Below are 18,384 nucleotides of genomic sequence, written 5' to 3' on the forward strand. Positions count from 1 at the left end.
CCGGCACGGCCATAGTGATTTGCCGGCGATGTAGCCGCGATAAAGCAGTGATGCCGCAGTGATGCAGCAGTAATCGGGATAACTCGACGACTCAGATCTTGTCAGCTTTTTGCACTTTGCCGGGCGGCGGTTTCGGCGCGTTGCATCCGGACGCGGACCAGCTCACGTGCCAACTCCTTGCGCAGCGCCAGCATCGCTTCCTGCTGCGCTTGCGACGCCATCGCGGCGCTTTGCTGGATGTCTTCAACCACCGCAGTCGGCAGTGCAACCGGTTGCGGCGCGTTGCGGTGCAGGGTCAGCACCGGTTCGGCAATGTCGACCGCTGCCAACCAGGAATTTTGTTTGTTGTGGCTGCCGGCGGATTGCCCCATCAGTGCGGCCGGCACGATGAAGGCTGCCAAAATGGCCAGTCGCAGCATGGCCCAATCGAAAGAACCTCGCATGATGACTCTCCTTGTGTTCATCGCTGGTGGATGAGATAGCGTTGTGGTCACACTAACAAGACGCGTGCCAAGGCAAAAAGGTTGGCGGAATTCGCAAGAAATCTGCATTGCCGCTGGTTTTTGGTCAGTAGTCAGACGTGTGGATATCCCGAGATCGGTACCGGGTTCCGCAAATGGGGAAGGCGAGCGGCTGACTGCACGGCCAAGTCCGGGTGCATCGGCGTGATGGCAGGGTTTCAATTCGGGCTTTGATTCGAGGCGTGATTCGGAGAGTGCTTGAGGTTGTGATTGGCGCGTGAAACCGGGGAGGGCGGGCCAGAAAAGCAAAAAGCCCGGACAGACCGGGCTTTTGACGTATCGATTGTGGCAGCAAATTCTGCAGTTGGTGGGCGCTGACGGGCTCGAACCGCCGACCCCCTCCGTGTAAAGGAGATGCTCTACCAACTGAGCTAAGCGCCCAACTGCATCGCTTGCTACAACCGACTTTCCAGCCGAGGCCGGAAAGGGGCGCCATCATAGGGTCCGATACCGGCTTGGTCAAGCACTGGTGAAAGCATTATCAAGGGGTAACCGGGGCGAACGGCCGCTGCTACAATGCCGGCCCGCCCGGCCAGCCCTGTCTTCAGACCACGGTAACCTCAAACATGACCGTTCGTACCCGTTTTGCGCCCAGCCCGACCGGCTACCTGCATGTCGGCGGTGCCCGTACCGCGCTGTATTCCTATCTGTATGCCCACCGCATGGGTGGCAAGTATGTGCTGCGGATTGAAGACACTGATCTGGAGCGCTCGACCGATGCCGCAGTGCAGGCCATTTTTGATGGTCTGAGCTGGCTCGGCTTGAAAGAGGACGAAGGTCCGTTCTATCAGACCCGGCGTTTTGATCGCTACAAGGACGTGATTCAGCAAATGCTGAACGCCGGCACGGCGTATCGCTGCAGCTGTACCAAAGAGCGACTGGAGCAGTTGCGTGCCGAGCAGGAAGCGCGCAAGGACAAACCGCGTTACGACGGCCATTGTCGGCATAATCCGCCGGCGGATGACAGCAAGCCGTTTGTCGTGCGATTCAAGAATCCGATTGGCGGCGTGGTGGCTTGGGACGATTTGATCCTCGGCCGCATCGAGATTGCCAACGACGAGCTCGACGATTTGATCATCGCCCGTACCGATGGTTCACCAACGTATAACTTCTGCGTCGTGGTCGACGACTATGACATGCAGATCAGCCACGTCATTCGCGGCAATGATCATGTCTCGAATACGCCCAAGCAGATCAACATCCTGCTGGCGCTTGGCGCGACGCTGCCGCAGTACGGTCACCTGCCGATGATTCTGGGCCAGGATGGCCAGAAACTGTCCAAGCGTCATGGCGCTGTCAGCGTCATCCAGTATCGCGATGAAGGCTATTTGCCGCAGGCGCTGCTCAATTATCTGGTTCGGCTCGGCTGGTCACACGGTGATCAGGAAATTTTCTCGATGGCCGAGATGACTCAGTTTTTCGACGTGAAAGACGTCAACAAATCCGCCGCCGCGTTCGATACCAAAAAACTGTTGTGGCTCAATCATCACTACATCAAGAGCTCGCCAGCCGACGAGGTGGCCAAGCATCTCGAATGGCATATGCAAGACCAGAATATTGCCCTTGCTGGCGGCCCGGCACTGGCGCGGGTCGTGGCGGCGCAAGCCGAGCGCTGTGACAACCTGCGGACCATGGCAGCGCAGAGCCGCTATTTCTATGAAGAGTTCAGCGATTACGACGCCGTCTCTGCCGACAAGCAATTGACTGCGCAGACCCGCGCGGCACTGGCGGCGCTGCGCGAGCAATTGGCGGCGCTCGCCGATTGGAATGCGGTGGCAATTCACGGCGCTGTCGATGCGGTCTGCAAAGCGCTGAGTCTGGGCTTTGGCAAGGTTGCGCCGCCATTGCGCGTTGCGATCACCGGTTCGACGGCTTCGCCATCAATCGATATCACGGCAGAGTTGATCGGCAAGTCGCGGGTGTTGGCACGAATTGATCGTGCGTTGGCATTTATTGATGCGAAAGCGGCGTAAGGGTTGTTGACAGGGCTGCAGACCACCCCTAAAATGCGCGCCTCTTTCGGGGCTATAGCTCAGTTGGTAGAGCGCTTGCATGGCATGCAAGAGGTCAGCGGTTCGACCCCGCTTAGCTCCACCAGCTTCCTGAGGGGCCGTCTCTAGCGGCCCCTTGTTTTGCCAAGCTAGCGCTTGGCAGCGTGGGAAAGTTGGTAAGCAGTACCGAAAGTGGCAGTACAAACAGTTTAGTCCCCATCGTCTAGAGGCCTAGGACATCGCCCTTTCACGGCGGTAACCGGGGTTCGAATCCCCGTGGGGACGCCAAAAAAAGCAAAAGGCCCGGTTAATACCGGGCCTTTCGCTTTTTCCGCTTCCACGGGGATAGCGAACCCCGCAGGGGTTCGACAAATTCGCCGGGAGCGAATTTGCGTGCAGCGCCAACGGCGCGGAACCCGAAGGGCGCGGCGCAAGGATGCGTCGCGCTATCCCCGTGGCTGGTGAGGAGCGTTTTCGCGTCAGCGAAAACCGCTTTCTGTTTTTTTCAGAATCAGGCGTGTTACCGCAGCTTACCCCTCACCCCAACCCCTCTCCCGCAAGGGGCGAGGGGCTCAGAGCTTTCCTGTGCAGACCTCGCTAGAATGTGCTGAGAACTCTCTTCGGCAACTTCATACCAATGACCCCTCTCGACTTCCTGCTAACCCGTCGTTCCTTTCCCATCCTTACCGCGCCAGCACCGAGCAATGATCAGATCAACACGCTGATGCAGGCGGCGCTACGGGCACCGGATCACGGCAATCTGAAGCCCTTTCGTTTTCTGGTCTGTGAAGGCGAGAAACTAACGCAGCTTGGTGAGCTGTATGCGCGAGGCATGCAACAGTCCGGCGAAACCGACAGCGTCAAACTGGAACGTGCCAAGGGTTTGCCGCTGCGGGCGCCAATGGTGCTCATTGCGGTGGCCCGCATTCAGAACAACCCGAAAATTCCGGCGCAGGAACAACTGCTGACCGCCGGGCTGGCGACGTTTCAGCTGATCAACGCGGCGCAGGCGATGGGTTTTGGCAGCTACTGGCGCACCGGTGATATTGCCTATAACCCGGCGATTTGGCAGTTGCTCGGCCTGACTGACGGTGAGCAGGTGATTGGTTATGTTTATGTCGGTACGATCAAGGGCGAGCCGAAAGACACCGGCGCGGCGCCGACGCCGGACAGCATCTGGCGCTACGTTTGAGCGCCTGATTTCTTAGTGGCCCCATTTTGTAGGGGCGTTTGAGCGAGTCGGCTCAGGCAATTGTGAGCCAACAAAAAGCCGGCAACAGCCGGCTTTTTGTTTGCGGTAATACCGGCGCGGATCAGCGGCGCACTTTCACCGCCAGCGACTTGAAGAAATCCAGCACGTCGTGCTTTTTGAAGTCGGTGAATTCGCCGGCATCGAAGAATGTGCCATTGCAGCTGGTGCAACGGTCGATCTCGATATGCGGCTGTTTCGGATCCTGCATTTTGTGCAGTTGCGATTTATCGCCGCAGCGCGGGCAGAAAATCGGTTCCTGGCTGTTGAATTCCTTGCCCAGACTGGCGAGGCCCAGATCGAGCATTTCGGCATGCTTGATCTTGCTCAGCATCACTTCTTCGTTGGCATCAAACCACAAGCCTTTGCAACCGCTGCAGCGCTCGATTTCCACGCCTTCCAGCACCACATTATCCATTGGCGCTTTGCACTTCGGACATTTCATGACAGCTCCCCCCGAAACATTAGTCCCACTCCCAGTGTAGCGACTATCGTCGCACTCGGGGAGTGGGGTGGCGTGAAAGGTAACGTGAAATCAGAAACCGCTCCAGATCTTGCTGGGTTCTGCGGCGGCCTTGGCCTCATCGCGCAGTGCATTGATGCGCTGGTACTTGGTTTCTTCGGCCTTGCGGGCCGGCGATTGATTGTTTTCCGGCTTTTTTTCCAGCTCCTGCAGAAACCGGGTGCTGTCGCTGACGTAGGCGCGATCGATCTTGCTCATGGTCTACTCCTGACAAAAGGCCCGATTGTGGTCGGGCCTGAAAACCCACTTAGAATTCGGCGTTTTTCGGTGTCCGCGGGAACGGGATCACGTCACGGACGTTTTGCATACCGGTGACATAGGCCACGCAGCGCTCCAGGCCCAGGCCGAAACCGGCATGTGGCACGGTGCCATAGCGGCGCAGATCGCGGTACCACCAGTAATTCTCGATCGGCAGGCCCATTTCCTTCAGCCGCTCATCGAATACATGCAGGCGCTCTTCGCGCTGCGAGCCACCGATGATTTCGCCGATGCCCGGTGCCAGCACGTCCATCGCGGCGACGGTTTTGCCGTCGTCGTTCAGGCGCATGTAGAACGCCTTGATGTCTTTCGGGTAGTTCATCATGACGACCGGCCGGCCGACGTGTTTCTCGGCGATGTAGCGCTCGTGCTCCGATTGCAGATCCATGCCCCATTCGACCGGGAACTGGAATTTCTCGCCGCTGGCTTTCAGGATCTTGACCGCTTCGGTGTAATCCATCCGGACGAATTCGGTCGCGACGATGGCTTCCAGCCGCGAAATGGCGGTCGGTTCGATCCGTTCGGTGAAGAAGTGCATGTCATCCATGCGCTCGTTCAGCACCGCGCGGCAAATGTATTTCAGCATCGCTTCGGCGTGGTCGGCGTCGGCAGCCAGATCGGCAAAGGCGATTTCCGGCTCGACCATCCAGAATTCGGCCAGATGGCGGCTGGTGTTGGAGTTTTCGGCGCGGAAGGTCGGGCCAAAGGTGTAGACCTTGGACATCGCCATCGCATAGGTCTCGGCGTTGAGCTGGCCGGACACGGTCAGGAACGCCTCTTTGCCGAAGAAGTCCTGCGAGTAGTCGATTTTGCCGTCCGGTGTGCGCGGCGTGTTGACCTGGTCCAGGGTCGAGACCCGGAACATCTCGCCGGCGCCTTCGCAGTCACTGGCGGTGATGATCGGGCTCGCCACCCAGACAAAGCCCTGCTCGTGGTGGAAGCGGTGGATGGCCTGGGCAATGCAGTTGCGGACCCGGGTCACCGCGCCGATGACGTTGGTGCGGGCGCGCAGGTGGCCCTGCTCACGCAGGTATTCGAAGCTGTGCGGCTTCGGGCTGATTGGGTAGGTTTCCGGGTCTTCGACCCAGCCGAGCACGGTGATGCTGTCGGCCTTCAGCTCGATGGCCTGACCGGCGGCCGGCGACGGTACCACGGTGCCAACGATGTCGACCGAACAGCCAGCGGTCAGCTTCAGCACTTCATCCTGATAATTGGCCAGATTTTGTTCGGCCACCACCTGCACCGGGTGGAAGCCCGAGCCATCATGCACGTTGATGAAAGACAGGCCGGCTTTCGAATCGCGGCGGGTGCGAACCCAGCCCTGGATGCGAACCTGGCTGCCGGCGGCAGCCTTGCCTTTCAAGACATCGGCAATGGCCAAACGAATCATCTCAACAGTCCTCTCTTGTCGTTACGACGAGCAATCGTCGTCGTTGCAGTCAGTCAATTCCCAGGTTGCTGTCGCTCGGCCAATGACCGTCGATCAGCGGCCGAGCCCGGATCAGCAATGACCGCAGGGGCAGGGGTAAATCGGGGTGGCGGTGGCGCGCCGTCGCTGGCGGCCGGTCACTCTATCGCCTGGTCGGCGAGTTGAATACGTTCGGCCAATCGACGATTGATGGCACGCTTCTGCTCGTCATCAAGCTGGTGCCAATTCAGCACTTCCTCAAAGCTGCGGCCACAGCCGCGGCAGATTTCGTCGCCAAGCACGGTACTGCAGACGCCGATGCAGGGCGAGGCGGTGTCACTGCGCTTGCCGGAAAGAGAAATACTCACAACCTGATCTACCCATTGTCCGGGCTGGTAAAACCGGCCGCTATGGTAGCCTGTGGCCCGGTCATGACGCCACCGGCTACCGGACGGTAATGGGCCTTGCCGCTGGATTTCATAATCGTCCCGCTGGATTTCATAACCCCCGTGGGATTTCACAAACGCCCCGTGGGAATGCATATCGGCTATTCTGTGGGAGTGCGACGGATGTGCACACCCGGAAGGGAGGCCATGGACCTTCTTGACCATGGACCTGTTTGACTGCGGCGCCGTGAGGCTGCGGACCAGTAACTGCGGACTTTTAGCCGCGGACCGGTGACCGCGAACCTGTGACAGGGATCGGTTCTGACATGGAATACGCGCAACACCCACTCCTGCCTGCAGTTCTGCAGGCACTTCGGGAAGCGGTGCTGGTGGTTGACCCCCAAGGCCAGCTGTTACTGGTCAACCGCGCCTGCCGCCGGCTGCTCGGTTACCGTGATGATGACCGGCTCGAAGGCGCTCTGGCCGACCTGCTGCTGCTGGTCGATGAAAACAGCCGCGAACCGATAAGCCTGCCGCTGGAGCGGCTGGACGATTCCGACTGGCTGCGCCACATCAACGACAGCGCCGTTATCCTGCGGCGCAATGGCAGCGAATTTCCGTTCGAACTCACAGTGAGTCCGGTCCAGCATGCCGGCGTCAGCGGCTGGCTGTTGACCGTCAAGGATCTGTTCCAGACCCGCTCGCTGGCCGACACCATTCATTTCCAGCGTTCACATGACAGCCTGACCGGGCTGGTCAACCGCGCCGAATTCGAAAGCCGTTTGCAGGATGCCTTGCTGCAATCGGTTCATGATGGCAGTACCCATGCGCTCTGTTATCTCGATCTCGATCAATTCAAAGTGGTCAATGACACCTGTGGCCATATTGCCGGCGATGAATTGTTGCGCCAGTTGACCGATCTGTTTCGCAGCGCCACCGGCGACAACGATGTGCTCGCCCGCATCGGCGGCGATGAGTTCGCCGTGCTGCTGTGGCAGCGCTCGTTGGCTGAGGCGACCACTTGGGCCGAGCAGCTGCGCGAGCGGGTCAGCCAGTTTCCATTCAGTTGGGGCGACAAGTCGTTCTCGGTCAGCATCAGTGTTGGCGTGGCGCCACTGTTTGGTGCCGGCCAGAATTGGGCCACCGTGCTCGGTCAGGCCGACGCGGCCTGTTATCACGCCAAAGATCTCGGCGGCAATCAGGTCCGGGTTTACAGCGATGACGATGTTCAGCTGGCGCAGCGCCACACCGAAATGCAATGGGTGTCGCGCATCGTCCAGGCGCTGCAGCAGGATCGGTTTCAGTTGTGGGCACAGCGGATTGCGCCGGTATTGCCGGGCAACGGCGGCGGCCATCAGGAAATTCTGGTCCGGATGGTCGATGTCGATGGCAGCCTGATTCCGCCGGGCATGTTTCTGCCGGCGGCGGAACGGTTCAATCTGGTGCTGATGCTGGATCGCTGGGTGGTTGGCCGGACGCTCGACTGGATGGCGCAACGGCAAAAGAAGAACCAGCCGCCGATCCGCTGCGCCATCAACTTGTCCGGCGCCAGTATCAATCAGAGTCTGTTCCACCAATTTGTCGCCGATGAGCTGCAGCGCTCTGGTGTGACGCCGAGTCTGGTCTGTTTTGAAGTCACCGAAACGGCGGCCATTGCCAACCTGCAAAGTGCCCGCGCATTCATTCAGCAGATGAAGCAGCTGGGCTGTGCCTTTGCGCTCGATGATTTCGGTGCCGGCATGTCGTCATTTGCGTACTTGCGCAACCTGCCGGTCGACTACCTGAAAATCGACGGTGTGTTCGTCAAGGATCTGGCCAACAATGCCATGGACTACGCGATGGTCCGCGCGATTAACGAAGTCGGCAAGGTGATGGGCATGCAGACGATTGCCGAATTCGTCGAGAACGATGCCGTGCTGGCCAAGCTGCGGGAAATCGGTGTCGATTATGCTCAGGGTTATGGCATCGCCAGACCGGCGCCGCTGCCGCCGGCCTGACGCGAACTGGTCTGCCGCTTGCCTGATTGCAGTCGCTCTGAAAGCCGCCGCTCTGAAAGGAACAAAACGGAGCAAACGAATACGAGCAAAATAAAACCGCCAGCTGGCGGTTTTGTTTTGCTGAGTTAGCACGCTACGGTTGCGACTCATCCGCCGTGGCAGTGCGGCTCTCGTCGATGATCGGTGTCACTGATTCCATCGGCGCCGGCCACTGGCCGCGGGCCCGGGCTTTGGCTTCGGCCCAGACCCGGCTGCTCCAGAGCCGAATATTGTCCAGCCCGACATAAATGGTCGGCAAAATCAGCAGACTGACCACGGTCGAAAACACCAAACCACCGACCACGGCGCGGGCCATCGGGTAGTAGGGCGGGCTGTCGGCATCGCCGCCGATGGTGGTCGAGCCCATGCACAGCGGCACCAGCCCGAGCACAGTGGTGGCAGTGGTCATCAGAATCGGTCGCAATCGCTCGCGGCCGGCGGTCAGGATGGCTTCGGCCCGCGCTATGCCTTCCTTGCGCAATTGGTTGATGTGATCAATCAGCACGATGCCGTTGTTCACGATGACGCCCATCAGCACCAGAATGCCGATGTTGGCCATGATCGACAGCGTGGTGCCGGTAATCAGGAAAAACCAGAACACCCCAACCACCGAATAAAACACCGAGAAGATCACCGCGCTCGGAAAAATCAGCGATTCGAACATCGCCGCCATCACCACGTAGATCATCATCAGTGCCAGCAGCATGTTCTGGGCGAACACGCGGCCAGCTTCGTCTTCGCGATCAAAACCGCCGCCAAAACTGGCGCTGTAACCGGGCGGCAATTGCAGCTTGCTCAGGAACGGCTCAATTTTTTTGCGGGCTTCTTCGCCGGAAATGCCATCGGCCACCGCCGTGACGCCGATCGTGGTCAGCCGATCTTCGCGGACGATGCGTTGACTGGCGCGCGCCGTCGTGATGTCGGCCACGGCAGACAGCGGTATCCGCTCGCCGTTCGGCCGGAACAATGGCAGCGTTTCCAGATCGGAAATTTTCTGCCGGTCGCTCTTGCCAAACATCAACCGGACATCGGTTTCGCCGTGCGCGGTCCGCATGGTGCGCAGTGGCTGGCCGCGCATCGCCACCGCCACTGACTGCGCCACTGCCGATGGCGTCAGGCCGAGCACCTGGGCACGCGATCGGTCAATGCGAACCTGCACTTCCTGATCGCCGCGGTTGGCTTCCGAGCGGACTTCCTTCAGGCCTTTGACGCCAGCCAGCATCTGGGCCAGCTCGCGCGACAGGCCAGCCAGTCGTTCGGTCGAATCGCCGACCAGCAGTACCCGCAAATCTTCGCCGCCGCCAAAGCGATCGCGCTGGAAGGTGACTTTGCCGAGCGGAAATTTCGGCATTTCCTTTTCCATCTGTTCGCGCATTTCCTGCAGCGTCAGGCCGGAGGGTCGCTCTTTTTTCAGCAGGATGGTGGTGCCGGCTTCGTCAGTAACAAAATAGCTGTAGACGCTGTCGATATCGAAACGGTCCTTGTTCTTCAGCAGCCACTCCTCCAGCGGTGTCACAGCTGCCTCGACCCGGTCAACGGTGTATTTGCCATCCAGCTGATAGAACAGCCGCAAACGATCCTGGGCGCTTTCCTCGAACATGTCCTTCTTGATCAGGTTGAACGGAATCGCCACCGACAGCAGCACCAATAGCGCAAACAGGCCAGACAGTTTGGGATGGTGCAGCGTCCAGTCCAGTATGTTGGCGTAGCGTTCCGACAGCTTGACCACCCATTGCACCGGCTTGGCATTGGCTTGCATCGGCAGCCAGTACAGCAGCAGCGGAATGATGGTCAGCGAGATGAACAGTGACGCGAACATCGACACCGTGATGGTCGTGGCGACGTGGCTCAGGAACACCGTAACGTCAATTTTTTCGCCAATGATGTTCGGCAGAAACACGATCACCGTGGTAATCGTTCCGGTCAAAACCGCCAGACCGACATGGCGGGCGCCGGCCAGAATGGCCGCCTTGCGATCGTTCGGATATAACGGCTCCTGGCGGAAAATGCTTTCGCTGACCACCACCGCATTGTCGACCAGCATGCCAATCGACAGCATCAGCCCCATCATCGACAGAATGTTGATGGTGACGCCGGCAAAGAACATGTAGGCGAGTGTGATCATCACCGCAAACGGCACCGCCAACGAAACGGCAATCGTCACTGGCCAGTTCCGCATGAAGCTGTACAGCACCAGCACCGACAGGGCAAAGCCAATCAAGCCGGATATCACGATTTCTTTCAGGCTGTTGACGACGCCCTCAGCCTGATTGTTCATCATGTACAGCTGGATGCCGCGAAACTCGTTGCTGTTGCTGAGCTCCTGAATGCGCTGCATGACCCGCTCTGAGGTGTCGACCAGATTGGCACCGCTTTCACGGGTGATCGACAGCGCAATGGCGTCTTTCAGATCCAGATGGCGGCCGACTTCCCTCGGGGGATGCGCAAACGTGACCGTGGCGATATCGGACAAGCGCAGCCCGCGATCATTGATCGGCAGCTCGCGGATATCGTCCAGTTTTTGCCATTCGCCAACTGGCTTCACCCGCAGTCGCTGGCCGGCATCCTGTATCAGGCCGCCGGACACGGAAAAGTTGTGCTTGGCCAGCGTTGCCGCCAGCGCCGGCAGTTGCACGCCATGCGCCGCAACGCGGCCGGCATCGAGCTGGATTTCAATTTGCAGCGGCTCGACGCCACCCAAATCCACCTTCGACACGCCAGGCACTGATTCGATGGCCCGTCGCAATTTGCGATCTAACAGATCATAGGCTTTGGACAAGTCGCGGCTGTCACTGGAGATGCGAATCTCCAGCATCGGCGCATCGGTGGTGCGGCCGGTGAACACGAATAATCGCTGCAGATCACTCGGCAGCTGATCACGGATGGCGTCGATCTTTTCCCGCGCCTCGATGCCTTTGACAATCGCATTGGCATCCCAGCCAAAGAACACGCCAATCTGGACGCCATCGTTGTTGGTGTCGGAGCGAAAGCGTTTGATGCCGGACAGCGTCGCCAGTGCTTCTTCCACCGGCCGGGTGACCAGTCGCTCCACTTCTTCCGGACTGGAGCTGGGGTAGGGGATCTGGATGAAGATGCCGGGGAACTGTACCTCCGGAAAATATTCCAGTGGCAGCAGACGGGTTGCTACGCCGCCGACCACCAGAAAACAAAAGAACAGCATCAGCGTGGTAACGGGCCGCTTCAGCGACAATTCGGTGATCCGCATGATGGCGTGTCCTTACTCGGAGCGATCCAGCAGGGTGTACAACACCGGGATGACCACCAGCGTCAGCAACGTCGAGACCGTGATGCCGCCGATGACCGTGATCGCCATCGGGGCGCGAATCTCGGCACCTTCGCCAATGCCCAGCGCGAGTGGCACCATGCCAAGTACCGTGGTCAGCATCGTCATCATGATCGGGCGCAGCCGACTACGACCGGCCTCACGCACCGCTGCGAGTTTTTGCAGGTCTTCGGCGCGCAATTGGTTGATCCGGTCGATCAGCACAATCGCGTTGTTGACGACGATACCGGCCAGCATGATGAGGCCGATGAAAACCACCACGCTGATGGTCTGCTTGGTCAGCACCAGTGCCAGCACCGCGCCCACCAGCGCCAACGGCACACTGAACATGATCACAAACGGATGCAGCAGCGACTCGAACTGCGAGGCCATCACCAGATAGACCAGGAACAGTGCCAGCAACAAGGCAAATTGCAGCGAGCGGAACGACACCTGCATTTCCTCGTTCTGGCCAGCCAGCCGGATTTCGATACCGCTGCGCTCCGGCAGTTGCTTGATGAGCTGCTGCACTTCGGCGGCCGCTTCACCGAGATCGCCGTAATGCAGGTTGGCGGAAACGATGGCGACCCGCTCCTGACCGATGCGGTGAATCTCGCTGGGTCCGACCGCCAGCTTGACCTCGGCGATGGCGGACAGCGGAATCGGTGTCTTGGGATCCGAGTTGACAATAATCTGCCGGACTTCTTCGACCGAGTTACGCGAGACTTCGTCCAGCCGGACCACGACATCAATCTTGCGATCGCGGAAGGCATAGCGGGTCGCGATGTCGCCGCGCAGCTTCTTGACCACGCGCTGGGCCACATCCGGCACCGACAGGTTCAATTTTGCTGCCCGCTCGTGATCGAACAGGATTTGCAATTCCGGATAGCCTTCTTCCACCGTCGAGCGAATATCAATAAAGCGATCCTTCGCCCGCATCAGGCCGACCAGTTGCGCGGAACTCGCCCGCAGATCATCCATGTTGTAGCCAATCAATTCGACTTCCAGCGGGGTCTTGAAGGTGAACAGTGCGCGCCGTTCCACTTCAACCTGGACGCCGGGTAGCTGCGACAATTGCTCACGCAGCCGCCGCATGACCTCGGCTTCGGTGTGCTGGGCGACCGGTTTTTTCAAGACCACGTTCAACTCGCCGACATTCTCGCCGCCTTTGTCTGGCGAAGCATCGAGTCGGTTGCCACTGCCGGCCACGGCAAAACTGCGCTCGACTTCCGGCATTGCTGCAGCAATGCGATGCGCCTTCAGCAGGATCTCGTCAGTCTTTGCCAACGGCGTGCCTGGCGCGGCGCGCAGGTTGGCGACGAACTCGCCCTGTGCCAGTTGCGGAATCAGTTCAACGCCGATACGCGACAACATGAACACGCTGATGGCAAACAGGCTCAGCGCGATGGTGATGACCAGCAGCTTGCGACTCAATGCTTGCTGAATCAGGCTGTCATAGCCTTGTTCCAGTTTGGTGTACAGGTAATTGAACGCATCGACGATCGGCTTGAATAGCCGATGCATTAACTTGCCAACAAGACCGGCAACAAACAGGAGCCAGCTCATCAGGATCGCAATAATTGGCGTTTTGCGTATCCACTTTATGACAGCCGCTGTCGGATTGACGATGAGCTTGCTGACGATCGCAGGTGTTAAAGCCGAGAAAATGGCTGCCAACCCTGAGCGAAAGCGGGAAGGATATCGTTCGATTGGCGGGGTCTCTGGTATATCAAGACTTTGCTTTGCTGGCTGCGGGAGATTGGAATCCTGACGGCGGTGCACGGCCAGCTCGGGGTGACTTTCCGCTGTTTTGCGCTGACCAACCACCGCCAGCATCGGCACCAGCGTAAAGCCGATGAACAGCGACACAATTTGCGAGAAAGTCACGGTCAAGGCCTGGTCGCGGAACAGCTGACCGGCAATGCCCTGGACAAACACCAGTGGCAGGAAAACCGCGATGGAGGTCAGCGTGGAGGCGGTGACGGCACCCGCCACCTCGGCCGTGCCTTCCCGGGCGGCCTGGAATACCGGTTTGCCGAGCTTGCGATGGGTATCGATGTTTTCGAGCACGACAATGCCGTTGTCGATCAGCATGCCGATAGACAGCGCGATCCCTCCCAGCGACATGATGTTGAGCGTGACGCCAGCGGCGTACATCAGGTTGAACGAGATCACGACCGCGACCGGAATCGACAGTGCGATGATCACGGTCGCCCAGACGTTGCGCAGGAACAAATACAGAATAATCGTGGCCAGAATGCCACCTTCGATGCCGTTGGCGACCACCTCGCCGACCGCATCCTCAATAAACAGCGACTGGTCGTAGATATTCTCCAGCTTCAGACCATCGCCGAGCGATTTGCTGAGCTCTTCCAACCGCGCCTTGATTTTGTGGGCAACGGCAACGGTGTTGGCATCGCCTTCCTTGTACAGGGCAATTTCGACGGCTTCTTCGCCGTTGATGCGGGTGACGGCTTCGCGTTCCTTGTAGCGCATCGCGACCTGGGCAATGTCGCGCAGGTACACCGGCTTGCCGTCATTGCTGGCGACAATGGTGTCGGCCATTTCCTGAACCGACTGGTATTGATTGATCGTCCGTACCAGCAATTGCTGGCTGCCTTCTTCCAGTCGGCCGCCGGACAGGTTGACGTTCTCGGCTTGCAGATGCTGGGCGATTTGTTCGATGGTCAGGCCGAGTTGGGAAACTTTTTCCTGATCGATATTGATCTGGACTTCATCTTCGTAACCGCCGCTGATCTTGACGGCCGCGACACCTTCAATGGCTTCGAGCTGTTTCTTGACTTGCTCATCTGCCAGCCGGCGCAACCAGGTCAAGTTTTGTTCCGCAGCGGCGGCTGTGCGGGTTTGTCCTTCGGCCAGCGGCCGCGACAGCGACAACCGAACGATCGGGTCCAGTGACGGATTGAAGCGCAGCAAGGTCGGTCGCTGCACATCCAATGGCAATTGCACCAGATCCAGTTTTTCCCGGACGTCGATGCCGGCCAGACCCATGTCGGTGCCCCAATTGAATTCCAGCAGCACGTCACTCTGTCCGGCGCGGGAAATCGATCGAACGCTGCGGACATTCTTGATCACGCCAACCGATTCCTCGATCGGTTTCGAGATCAGGTTTTCCACTTCGGATGGTGCGGCGCCGGTGTATTGAGTGCGTACGGTCAGCGTTGGATAGGACAGGTCCGGCAGCAGGGTCAGCCCGAGCCGACCGAGCAGCACCAGGCCAAACACCAGCATGGCAACGACGCCCATCGACACGGTTACCGGTCGACGCATGGACAATTCGATCAGGGTCATGATGTCGTTTTTCTTAGCAGAGAGAGAATAGGTGGGCCGGGGAGTGCGGCCCACCTGAGGACAGGACAGTCGGCAGTGAAACGGTTTTCATGACGTTGCCGGCTCCCTGGCGCAAAGCGGTTGCGTGCTCGGATCAGGACTTCAGGGATTCAGCACCTGGACACTGGCCTCGTGCTTGAGGCTGTTTTGACCGGTGGTGACCACCAGGTCATTGGCAGCGATGCCCTTGAGAATTTCCATGTGTTTGTCATCGGTAAAACCGGTTTCGACCGGCGTCCGATAGGCCTTGTTGTCGCGAATGACAAACACGGCGGTTTCGCCGTCTTCGTTGAGCACCGCATCCTTGGCAATCAGCACGGCATTGTCATGCTGGGCGTACGTGACGGCGACCCGGCCGAACATGCCGGGTTTCAGTTCGCGCTTGCTGTCGTTGACGGCGAGAGTGACCTTGAAGGTACCGGACGCCGCATCAATGATCGGGCTGATGCGCAGAATGCGGGCCGGATACAGCTGATCGCGACGGGCATCGACAGTGATCACGGCGGCTTGATTCAGCGTCAGCTTGGCCAGTTCGCGTTCTGGCACATGAATGACCGCCAGCAGCGGATCAAAATCGGTGATTTCAAAGACCGGCTGATTCAGCTGCACCATGTTGCCGACCTTGACCATGCGCTTGGAAACAACGCCGCTGATCGGCGCCCGCACGGTGCCGTAGGCCAGATCCAGTTTGGCCAGATCGTGGCTGGCTTTGAGCGAGTCGTATTCAAATTTGATTTTGTCGTAGGCGTCGGAGCTGACCAGCTTTTTCTCGAACAGCTGCTTGGTCCGGTCGCGATCACTGGCGAGTTTGGCCAGGTTGCTTTCGGCGCGGGCCACTTCCAGTTGCAGCCGTTCGGTGTCGAGCTGGATCAGCGGGTCGCCGGCTTTGACCATCTGGCCTTCTTCGACAAAAAGCTTGGTGACCACGCCGCTGACCTTGGCGACAACGCTGGCCTGTTCTTCCGCCTCCAGTGTGCTGGTGCTGGTCAGCGTGGCCGTGATAAGACCCGAGCTCGCCTTGCTGACTTCGACGGGCAACGCGACTTCTTCTTCCTTCTTCTTGTCGCCGTCGCTGGCCGCTTCTTCGGATTTGGCATCGCCACCGCAGCCGGTCAGCAGCAGGCTGGCCAGGGTCAAGGCGGTCAAGGTCTGGGTCAGTCGCAGAGTCAGGGTCAGACCGCGCCGGTCTTGCGAAACGCCAATCATGGAGGGCTCCTGGAGATTTATCGTTGCTATTTGGGTCCATCACTGCATGGCAGCGAGTGTGCCAACCCGGATGTGACTGCCAAGTGTCTGATCTGTAACGGGCTATGACGCAGATACGTGGGAGAAGGTTTGTTCGGTTCGGCGAGAATCACCAAACAATGGTTAAAATGGCGTTCTGATAACGCAATGACAGGGCTGCCCGATGCATGCCGATGATTTGAACGCGCTGGACATGTCCAGCCCGGACCGCAAGCGCGCCGCTTACGCTGAGCTGCTGAAACAGGCCGAGGCGCTGTTTCATGGCGAACGCGACTGGCTGGCCAACGCCAGTCAGTTCAGTGCACTGATCGCCCAGCAGGTACCGGAACTGAACTGGGCCGGCTTTTACCTGAACCGTGCCGGCGAGCTGGTGCTGGGACCCTTCCAGGGCAAGGTGGCCTGTGTCCGCATTCCGTTCGACAAGGGCGTTTGCGGCGCTTGCGCCCGTACCGGCGAGATTCAGCTGGTCGAAGACGTTCATGCCTTTCCCGGCCATATTGCCTGCGATGGCGCCTCGAATGCCGAACTGGTGTTGCCGGTCCGGGCTGGAGCTGAGCTGTGGGGCGTGTTCGATATGGACAGTCCGCGCCACGGCCGCTTTGATGCGATTGACGCCGACGGTATGAGCAAGCTGGTGTCGCTGTTTATCCGGGCCAGTGATTTGCCGGTCGGTTGAGCCGCTGGCGCAGGCAACGCGGAAGCAAATAAAAAACGGAGCCCGTGGCTCCGTTTTTTATTTGCTGATGAGTTTGGCTGAATCTGCACTCAACCTGCACCCAAACTGCACTCAATCTGTACTTAACCGCGATTGGCATGAAAATCCAGCGCAGCGCGCAGGCTTTCCGGCAATTGCGGCAGCGCCGAGCGCGGCAACAGGAAGGTCGACAGCAGGCTCAAATCGCGGAAGAACCGGTTGTTCTCGGTGGTTTGCCGCAGGTAATCGCTGCCGCTGGAGCCGCCGGTGCCGATTTTGGCGCCAATCATTCGCTGCACCATCATGACGTGACGGTAGCGCCAGGTCGTGAAGCCTTCATCGAGCTCGACCAATGCGGTCAGCAAGCGGAACGGCAGGTGCAGGATGGGCTCATCGCGATACAGATTGATGAACACGGCCGCCAGCAGCGCCCGCTGGCTCAGGTTGAATTTGCCCTGCGCTTTCAACTCGTCGAAGCGGTTGGCATCAAGCAAGCAGTCGAAGCTGACCTTGGTTTTTTCCAGCTCGCGCAGCTGAAAGTCGCGGTCGTGCGGCAGCAGGTTCGGGTGTTGCCGGACGATGTCGGCTTCGTCGGCCAGCATGCGGTCAACGGCCTGCCGGTAAGCCTGCCAGAAATCGAAGCCGGCGGTGCTGATGAACGGAATGCGGGCCAGCCATGCATCCAGGTGATCGTGCAGATTCTGCTGCGCTTCCAACCCGATCAGGAAATTGCGATCGGGCTCGTTCAAGCGGCTGTAAAAGCTTTGCTGATCGAAATTGATCCGGTTGTTGGCGCGCAGGCCGAGCCGGATCTCGATTTCCTTGAATTGAATACTTTGAAAGCCGGACGCCGGGATCAGGTAATCGCGGAAGTCGAGGAAGTCCAGCGGCGTCATGGTTTCCAGCACGGTCAGCTGCTGAACCAGCACGGTCTGGATGCTGCGGATACGTTCCAGTCGGGCGATGACGGTGCCGAGCTCGCGCTCGTTGATATGCGGCTGCGCCATGGTGGCGTGGACATCACGCAGTTCGTGCAGGATTTGCTTGAACCAGAGTTCGTAAGCCTGATGGACGATGATGAACAGCATCTCGTCGTGAGCCTGCTGGCCATAGCGTGGGGCAACCGGATGCTGGGCATCGAGCAATTTGCCCAGTTGCAGGTAATCGCCGTAGTAGCAGGGTTCGAGGTTTTTTTGCATGGGCGAGGGCGCCGAAAAGGATGACGGCGACAATTATACGCTGCCGGCCGGCGGCAACTGGAACGAGGATCAAGGCCGATGCATTTGTCCCGCTCAGGCTTGAATCGCCGGTGCCCAGCGGGCGAGGGTCTCCTACCGGGAGAGGACCTCAGACCGGGAAAGGGCGGTCGGTAAAACGCAGGTTCGGAGAATGGCTGCTCAAACACTGACCGTCCTGATTAAGGGCGATTCGGCAATGGC

13 protein-coding genes and 3 tRNA genes are annotated in these 18,384 nt (G+C 59.1%); 6 read left to right on the forward strand and 10 right to left on the reverse strand.

The annotated features are described in order from the left end of the window. Positions 1-101: 101 nt before the first annotated feature. Both HPT27_RS10935 and HPT27_RS10940 read right to left on the reverse strand, forming a co-directional pair. On the reverse strand, positions 102-443 hold the full coding sequence (locus HPT27_RS10935; protein WP_172243046.1) for a hypothetical protein: 342 nt from the start codon (positions 441-443) through the stop codon (positions 102-104). Between the two features lie 383 nt (positions 444-826). Continuing rightward, a tRNA-Val gene (locus HPT27_RS10940) sits at positions 827-902 on the reverse strand. 185 nt (positions 903-1,087) lie between these two features. On the opposite strand from HPT27_RS10940, the gene gltX reads away from it, so the two are divergent. The 4 genes from gltX (at position 1,088) to HPT27_RS10960 (ending at position 3,704) form a co-directional block, all read left to right on the forward strand. After that, the gene (gltX, locus tag HPT27_RS10945; RefSeq protein ID WP_172243049.1) at positions 1,088-2,494 is read left to right on the forward strand and encodes a glutamate--tRNA ligase; all 1,407 of its coding nucleotides are present in this window, start codon (positions 1,088-1,090) and stop codon (positions 2,492-2,494) included. Between the two features lie 48 nt (positions 2,495-2,542). Next, a tRNA-Ala gene (locus tag HPT27_RS10950) sits at positions 2,543-2,618 on the forward strand. A 106-nt stretch (positions 2,619-2,724) separates the two neighbouring features. Beyond that, positions 2,725-2,800: transfer RNA gene (locus HPT27_RS10955), tRNA-Glu, on the forward strand. A gap of 349 nt (positions 2,801-3,149) precedes the next feature. Beyond that, on the forward strand, positions 3,150-3,704 hold the full coding sequence (locus tag HPT27_RS10960; RefSeq protein WP_172243052.1) for a nitroreductase family protein: 555 nt from the start codon (positions 3,150-3,152) through the stop codon (positions 3,702-3,704). Between the two features lie 121 nt (positions 3,705-3,825). On the opposite strand, the gene HPT27_RS10965 is transcribed toward HPT27_RS10960, so the two are convergent. The 4 genes from HPT27_RS10965 to HPT27_RS19075 all read right to left on the reverse strand — a co-directional run bounded on the left by HPT27_RS10965 (position 3,826) and on the right by HPT27_RS19075 (position 6,492). Then, entirely contained in the window at positions 3,826-4,206 is a 381-nt protein-coding gene (locus tag HPT27_RS10965) for a zf-TFIIB domain-containing protein (protein WP_172245297.1), read from the reverse strand. 90 nt (positions 4,207-4,296) lie between these two features. Then, positions 4,297-4,482: a CBU_0585 family protein gene (locus HPT27_RS10970; RefSeq protein WP_172243055.1), complete on the reverse strand. Its 186-nt coding sequence runs from the start codon at positions 4,480-4,482 to the stop codon at positions 4,297-4,299. Between the two features lie 49 nt (positions 4,483-4,531). After that, positions 4,532-5,932 (reverse strand): asparagine--tRNA ligase, encoded by a 1,401-nt coding sequence (asnS, locus tag HPT27_RS10975; RefSeq protein WP_172243058.1) that lies wholly within the window; start codon positions 5,930-5,932, stop codon positions 4,532-4,534. 176 nt (positions 5,933-6,108) lie between these two features. Then, the gene (locus tag HPT27_RS19075; protein WP_211197932.1) at positions 6,109-6,492 is read right to left on the reverse strand and encodes a DUF1289 domain-containing protein; all 384 of its coding nucleotides are present in this window, start codon (positions 6,490-6,492) and stop codon (positions 6,109-6,111) included. Between the two features lie 170 nt (positions 6,493-6,662). Between HPT27_RS19075 and HPT27_RS10985 the strand changes: the two genes are divergently transcribed. Beyond that, the gene (locus tag HPT27_RS10985) at positions 6,663-8,333 is read left to right on the forward strand and encodes a putative bifunctional diguanylate cyclase/phosphodiesterase (RefSeq protein ID WP_172243062.1); all 1,671 of its coding nucleotides are present in this window, start codon (positions 6,663-6,665) and stop codon (positions 8,331-8,333) included. Between the two features lie 133 nt (positions 8,334-8,466). Here the strand turns inward: HPT27_RS10985 and HPT27_RS10990 are convergent, their stop codons facing one another. The 3 genes from HPT27_RS10990 to HPT27_RS11000 form a co-directional block, all read right to left on the reverse strand. Continuing rightward, positions 8,467-11,598 carry an efflux RND transporter permease subunit gene (locus HPT27_RS10990; RefSeq protein ID WP_172243065.1) on the reverse strand — a complete coding sequence of 1,044 codons (3,132 nt, stop codon included), beginning with the start codon at positions 11,596-11,598 and terminating at the stop codon, positions 8,467-8,469. A 12-nt stretch (positions 11,599-11,610) separates the two neighbouring features. Further along, entirely contained in the window at positions 11,611-14,967 is a 3,357-nt protein-coding gene (locus tag HPT27_RS10995; protein WP_172243068.1) for an efflux RND transporter permease subunit, read from the reverse strand. A 141-nt stretch (positions 14,968-15,108) separates the two neighbouring features. Next, positions 15,109-16,212 carry an efflux RND transporter periplasmic adaptor subunit gene (locus tag HPT27_RS11000; RefSeq protein ID WP_172243071.1) on the reverse strand — a complete coding sequence of 368 codons (1,104 nt, stop codon included), beginning with the start codon at positions 16,210-16,212 and terminating at the stop codon, positions 15,109-15,111. 202 nt (positions 16,213-16,414) lie between these two features. Here HPT27_RS11000 and HPT27_RS11005 point away from each other — a divergent pair, with 202 nt between their 5' ends. Next, positions 16,415-16,927 (forward strand): GAF domain-containing protein, encoded by a 513-nt coding sequence (locus HPT27_RS11005; RefSeq protein WP_407951126.1) that lies wholly within the window; start codon positions 16,415-16,417, stop codon positions 16,925-16,927. Between the two features lie 122 nt (positions 16,928-17,049). On the opposite strand, the gene HPT27_RS11010 is transcribed toward HPT27_RS11005, so the two are convergent. Next, positions 17,050-18,144, reverse strand: coding sequence for a tryptophan 2,3-dioxygenase family protein (locus HPT27_RS11010; protein WP_172243074.1), 1,095 nt, complete (start codon positions 18,142-18,144; stop codon positions 17,050-17,052). Positions 18,145-18,384 lie beyond the last annotated feature (240 nt).

The sequence above is a fragment of the Permianibacter fluminis genome (genome assembly GCF_013179735.1).
GTDB lineage: Bacteria > Pseudomonadota > Gammaproteobacteria > Enterobacterales > Permianibacteraceae > Permianibacter > Permianibacter fluminis.

Bases quoted from the DNA above. Each gene is read 5' to 3' on its own strand.
- asnS (WP_172243058.1), bottom strand. From the start codon at position 5,932: ATGATTCGTTTGGCCATTGCCGATGTCTTGAAAGGCAAGGCTGCCGCC.
- HPT27_RS11005 (WP_407951126.1), top strand. From the start codon at position 16,415: ATGCATGCCGATGATTTGAACGCGCTGGACATGTCCAGCCCGGACCGC.
- HPT27_RS10970 (WP_172243055.1), bottom strand. From the start codon at position 4,482: ATGAGCAAGATCGATCGCGCCTACGTCAGCGACAGCACCCGGTTTCTG.
- gltX (WP_172243049.1), top strand. From the start codon at position 1,088: ATGACCGTTCGTACCCGTTTTGCGCCCAGCCCGACCGGCTACCTGCAT.
- HPT27_RS10995 (WP_172243068.1), bottom strand. From the start codon at position 14,967: ATGACCCTGATCGAATTGTCCATGCGTCGACCGGTAACCGTGTCGATG.
- HPT27_RS11000 (WP_172243071.1), bottom strand. From the start codon at position 16,212: ATGATTGGCGTTTCGCAAGACCGGCGCGGTCTGACCCTGACTCTGCGA.
- HPT27_RS10965 (WP_172245297.1), bottom strand. From the start codon at position 4,206: ATGAAATGTCCGAAGTGCAAAGCGCCAATGGATAATGTGGTGCTGGAA.
- HPT27_RS19075 (WP_211197932.1), bottom strand. From the start codon at position 6,492: ATGCATTCCCACGGGGCGTTTGTGAAATCCCACGGGGGTTATGAAATC.
- HPT27_RS11010 (WP_172243074.1), bottom strand. From the start codon at position 18,144: ATGCAAAAAAACCTCGAACCCTGCTACTACGGCGATTACCTGCAACTG.
- HPT27_RS10960 (WP_172243052.1), top strand. From the start codon at position 3,150: ATGACCCCTCTCGACTTCCTGCTAACCCGTCGTTCCTTTCCCATCCTT.
- HPT27_RS10985 (WP_172243062.1), top strand. From the start codon at position 6,663: ATGGAATACGCGCAACACCCACTCCTGCCTGCAGTTCTGCAGGCACTT.
- HPT27_RS10990 (WP_172243065.1), bottom strand. From the start codon at position 11,598: ATGCGGATCACCGAATTGTCGCTGAAGCGGCCCGTTACCACGCTGATG.
- HPT27_RS10935 (WP_172243046.1), bottom strand. From the start codon at position 443: ATGCGAGGTTCTTTCGATTGGGCCATGCTGCGACTGGCCATTTTGGCA.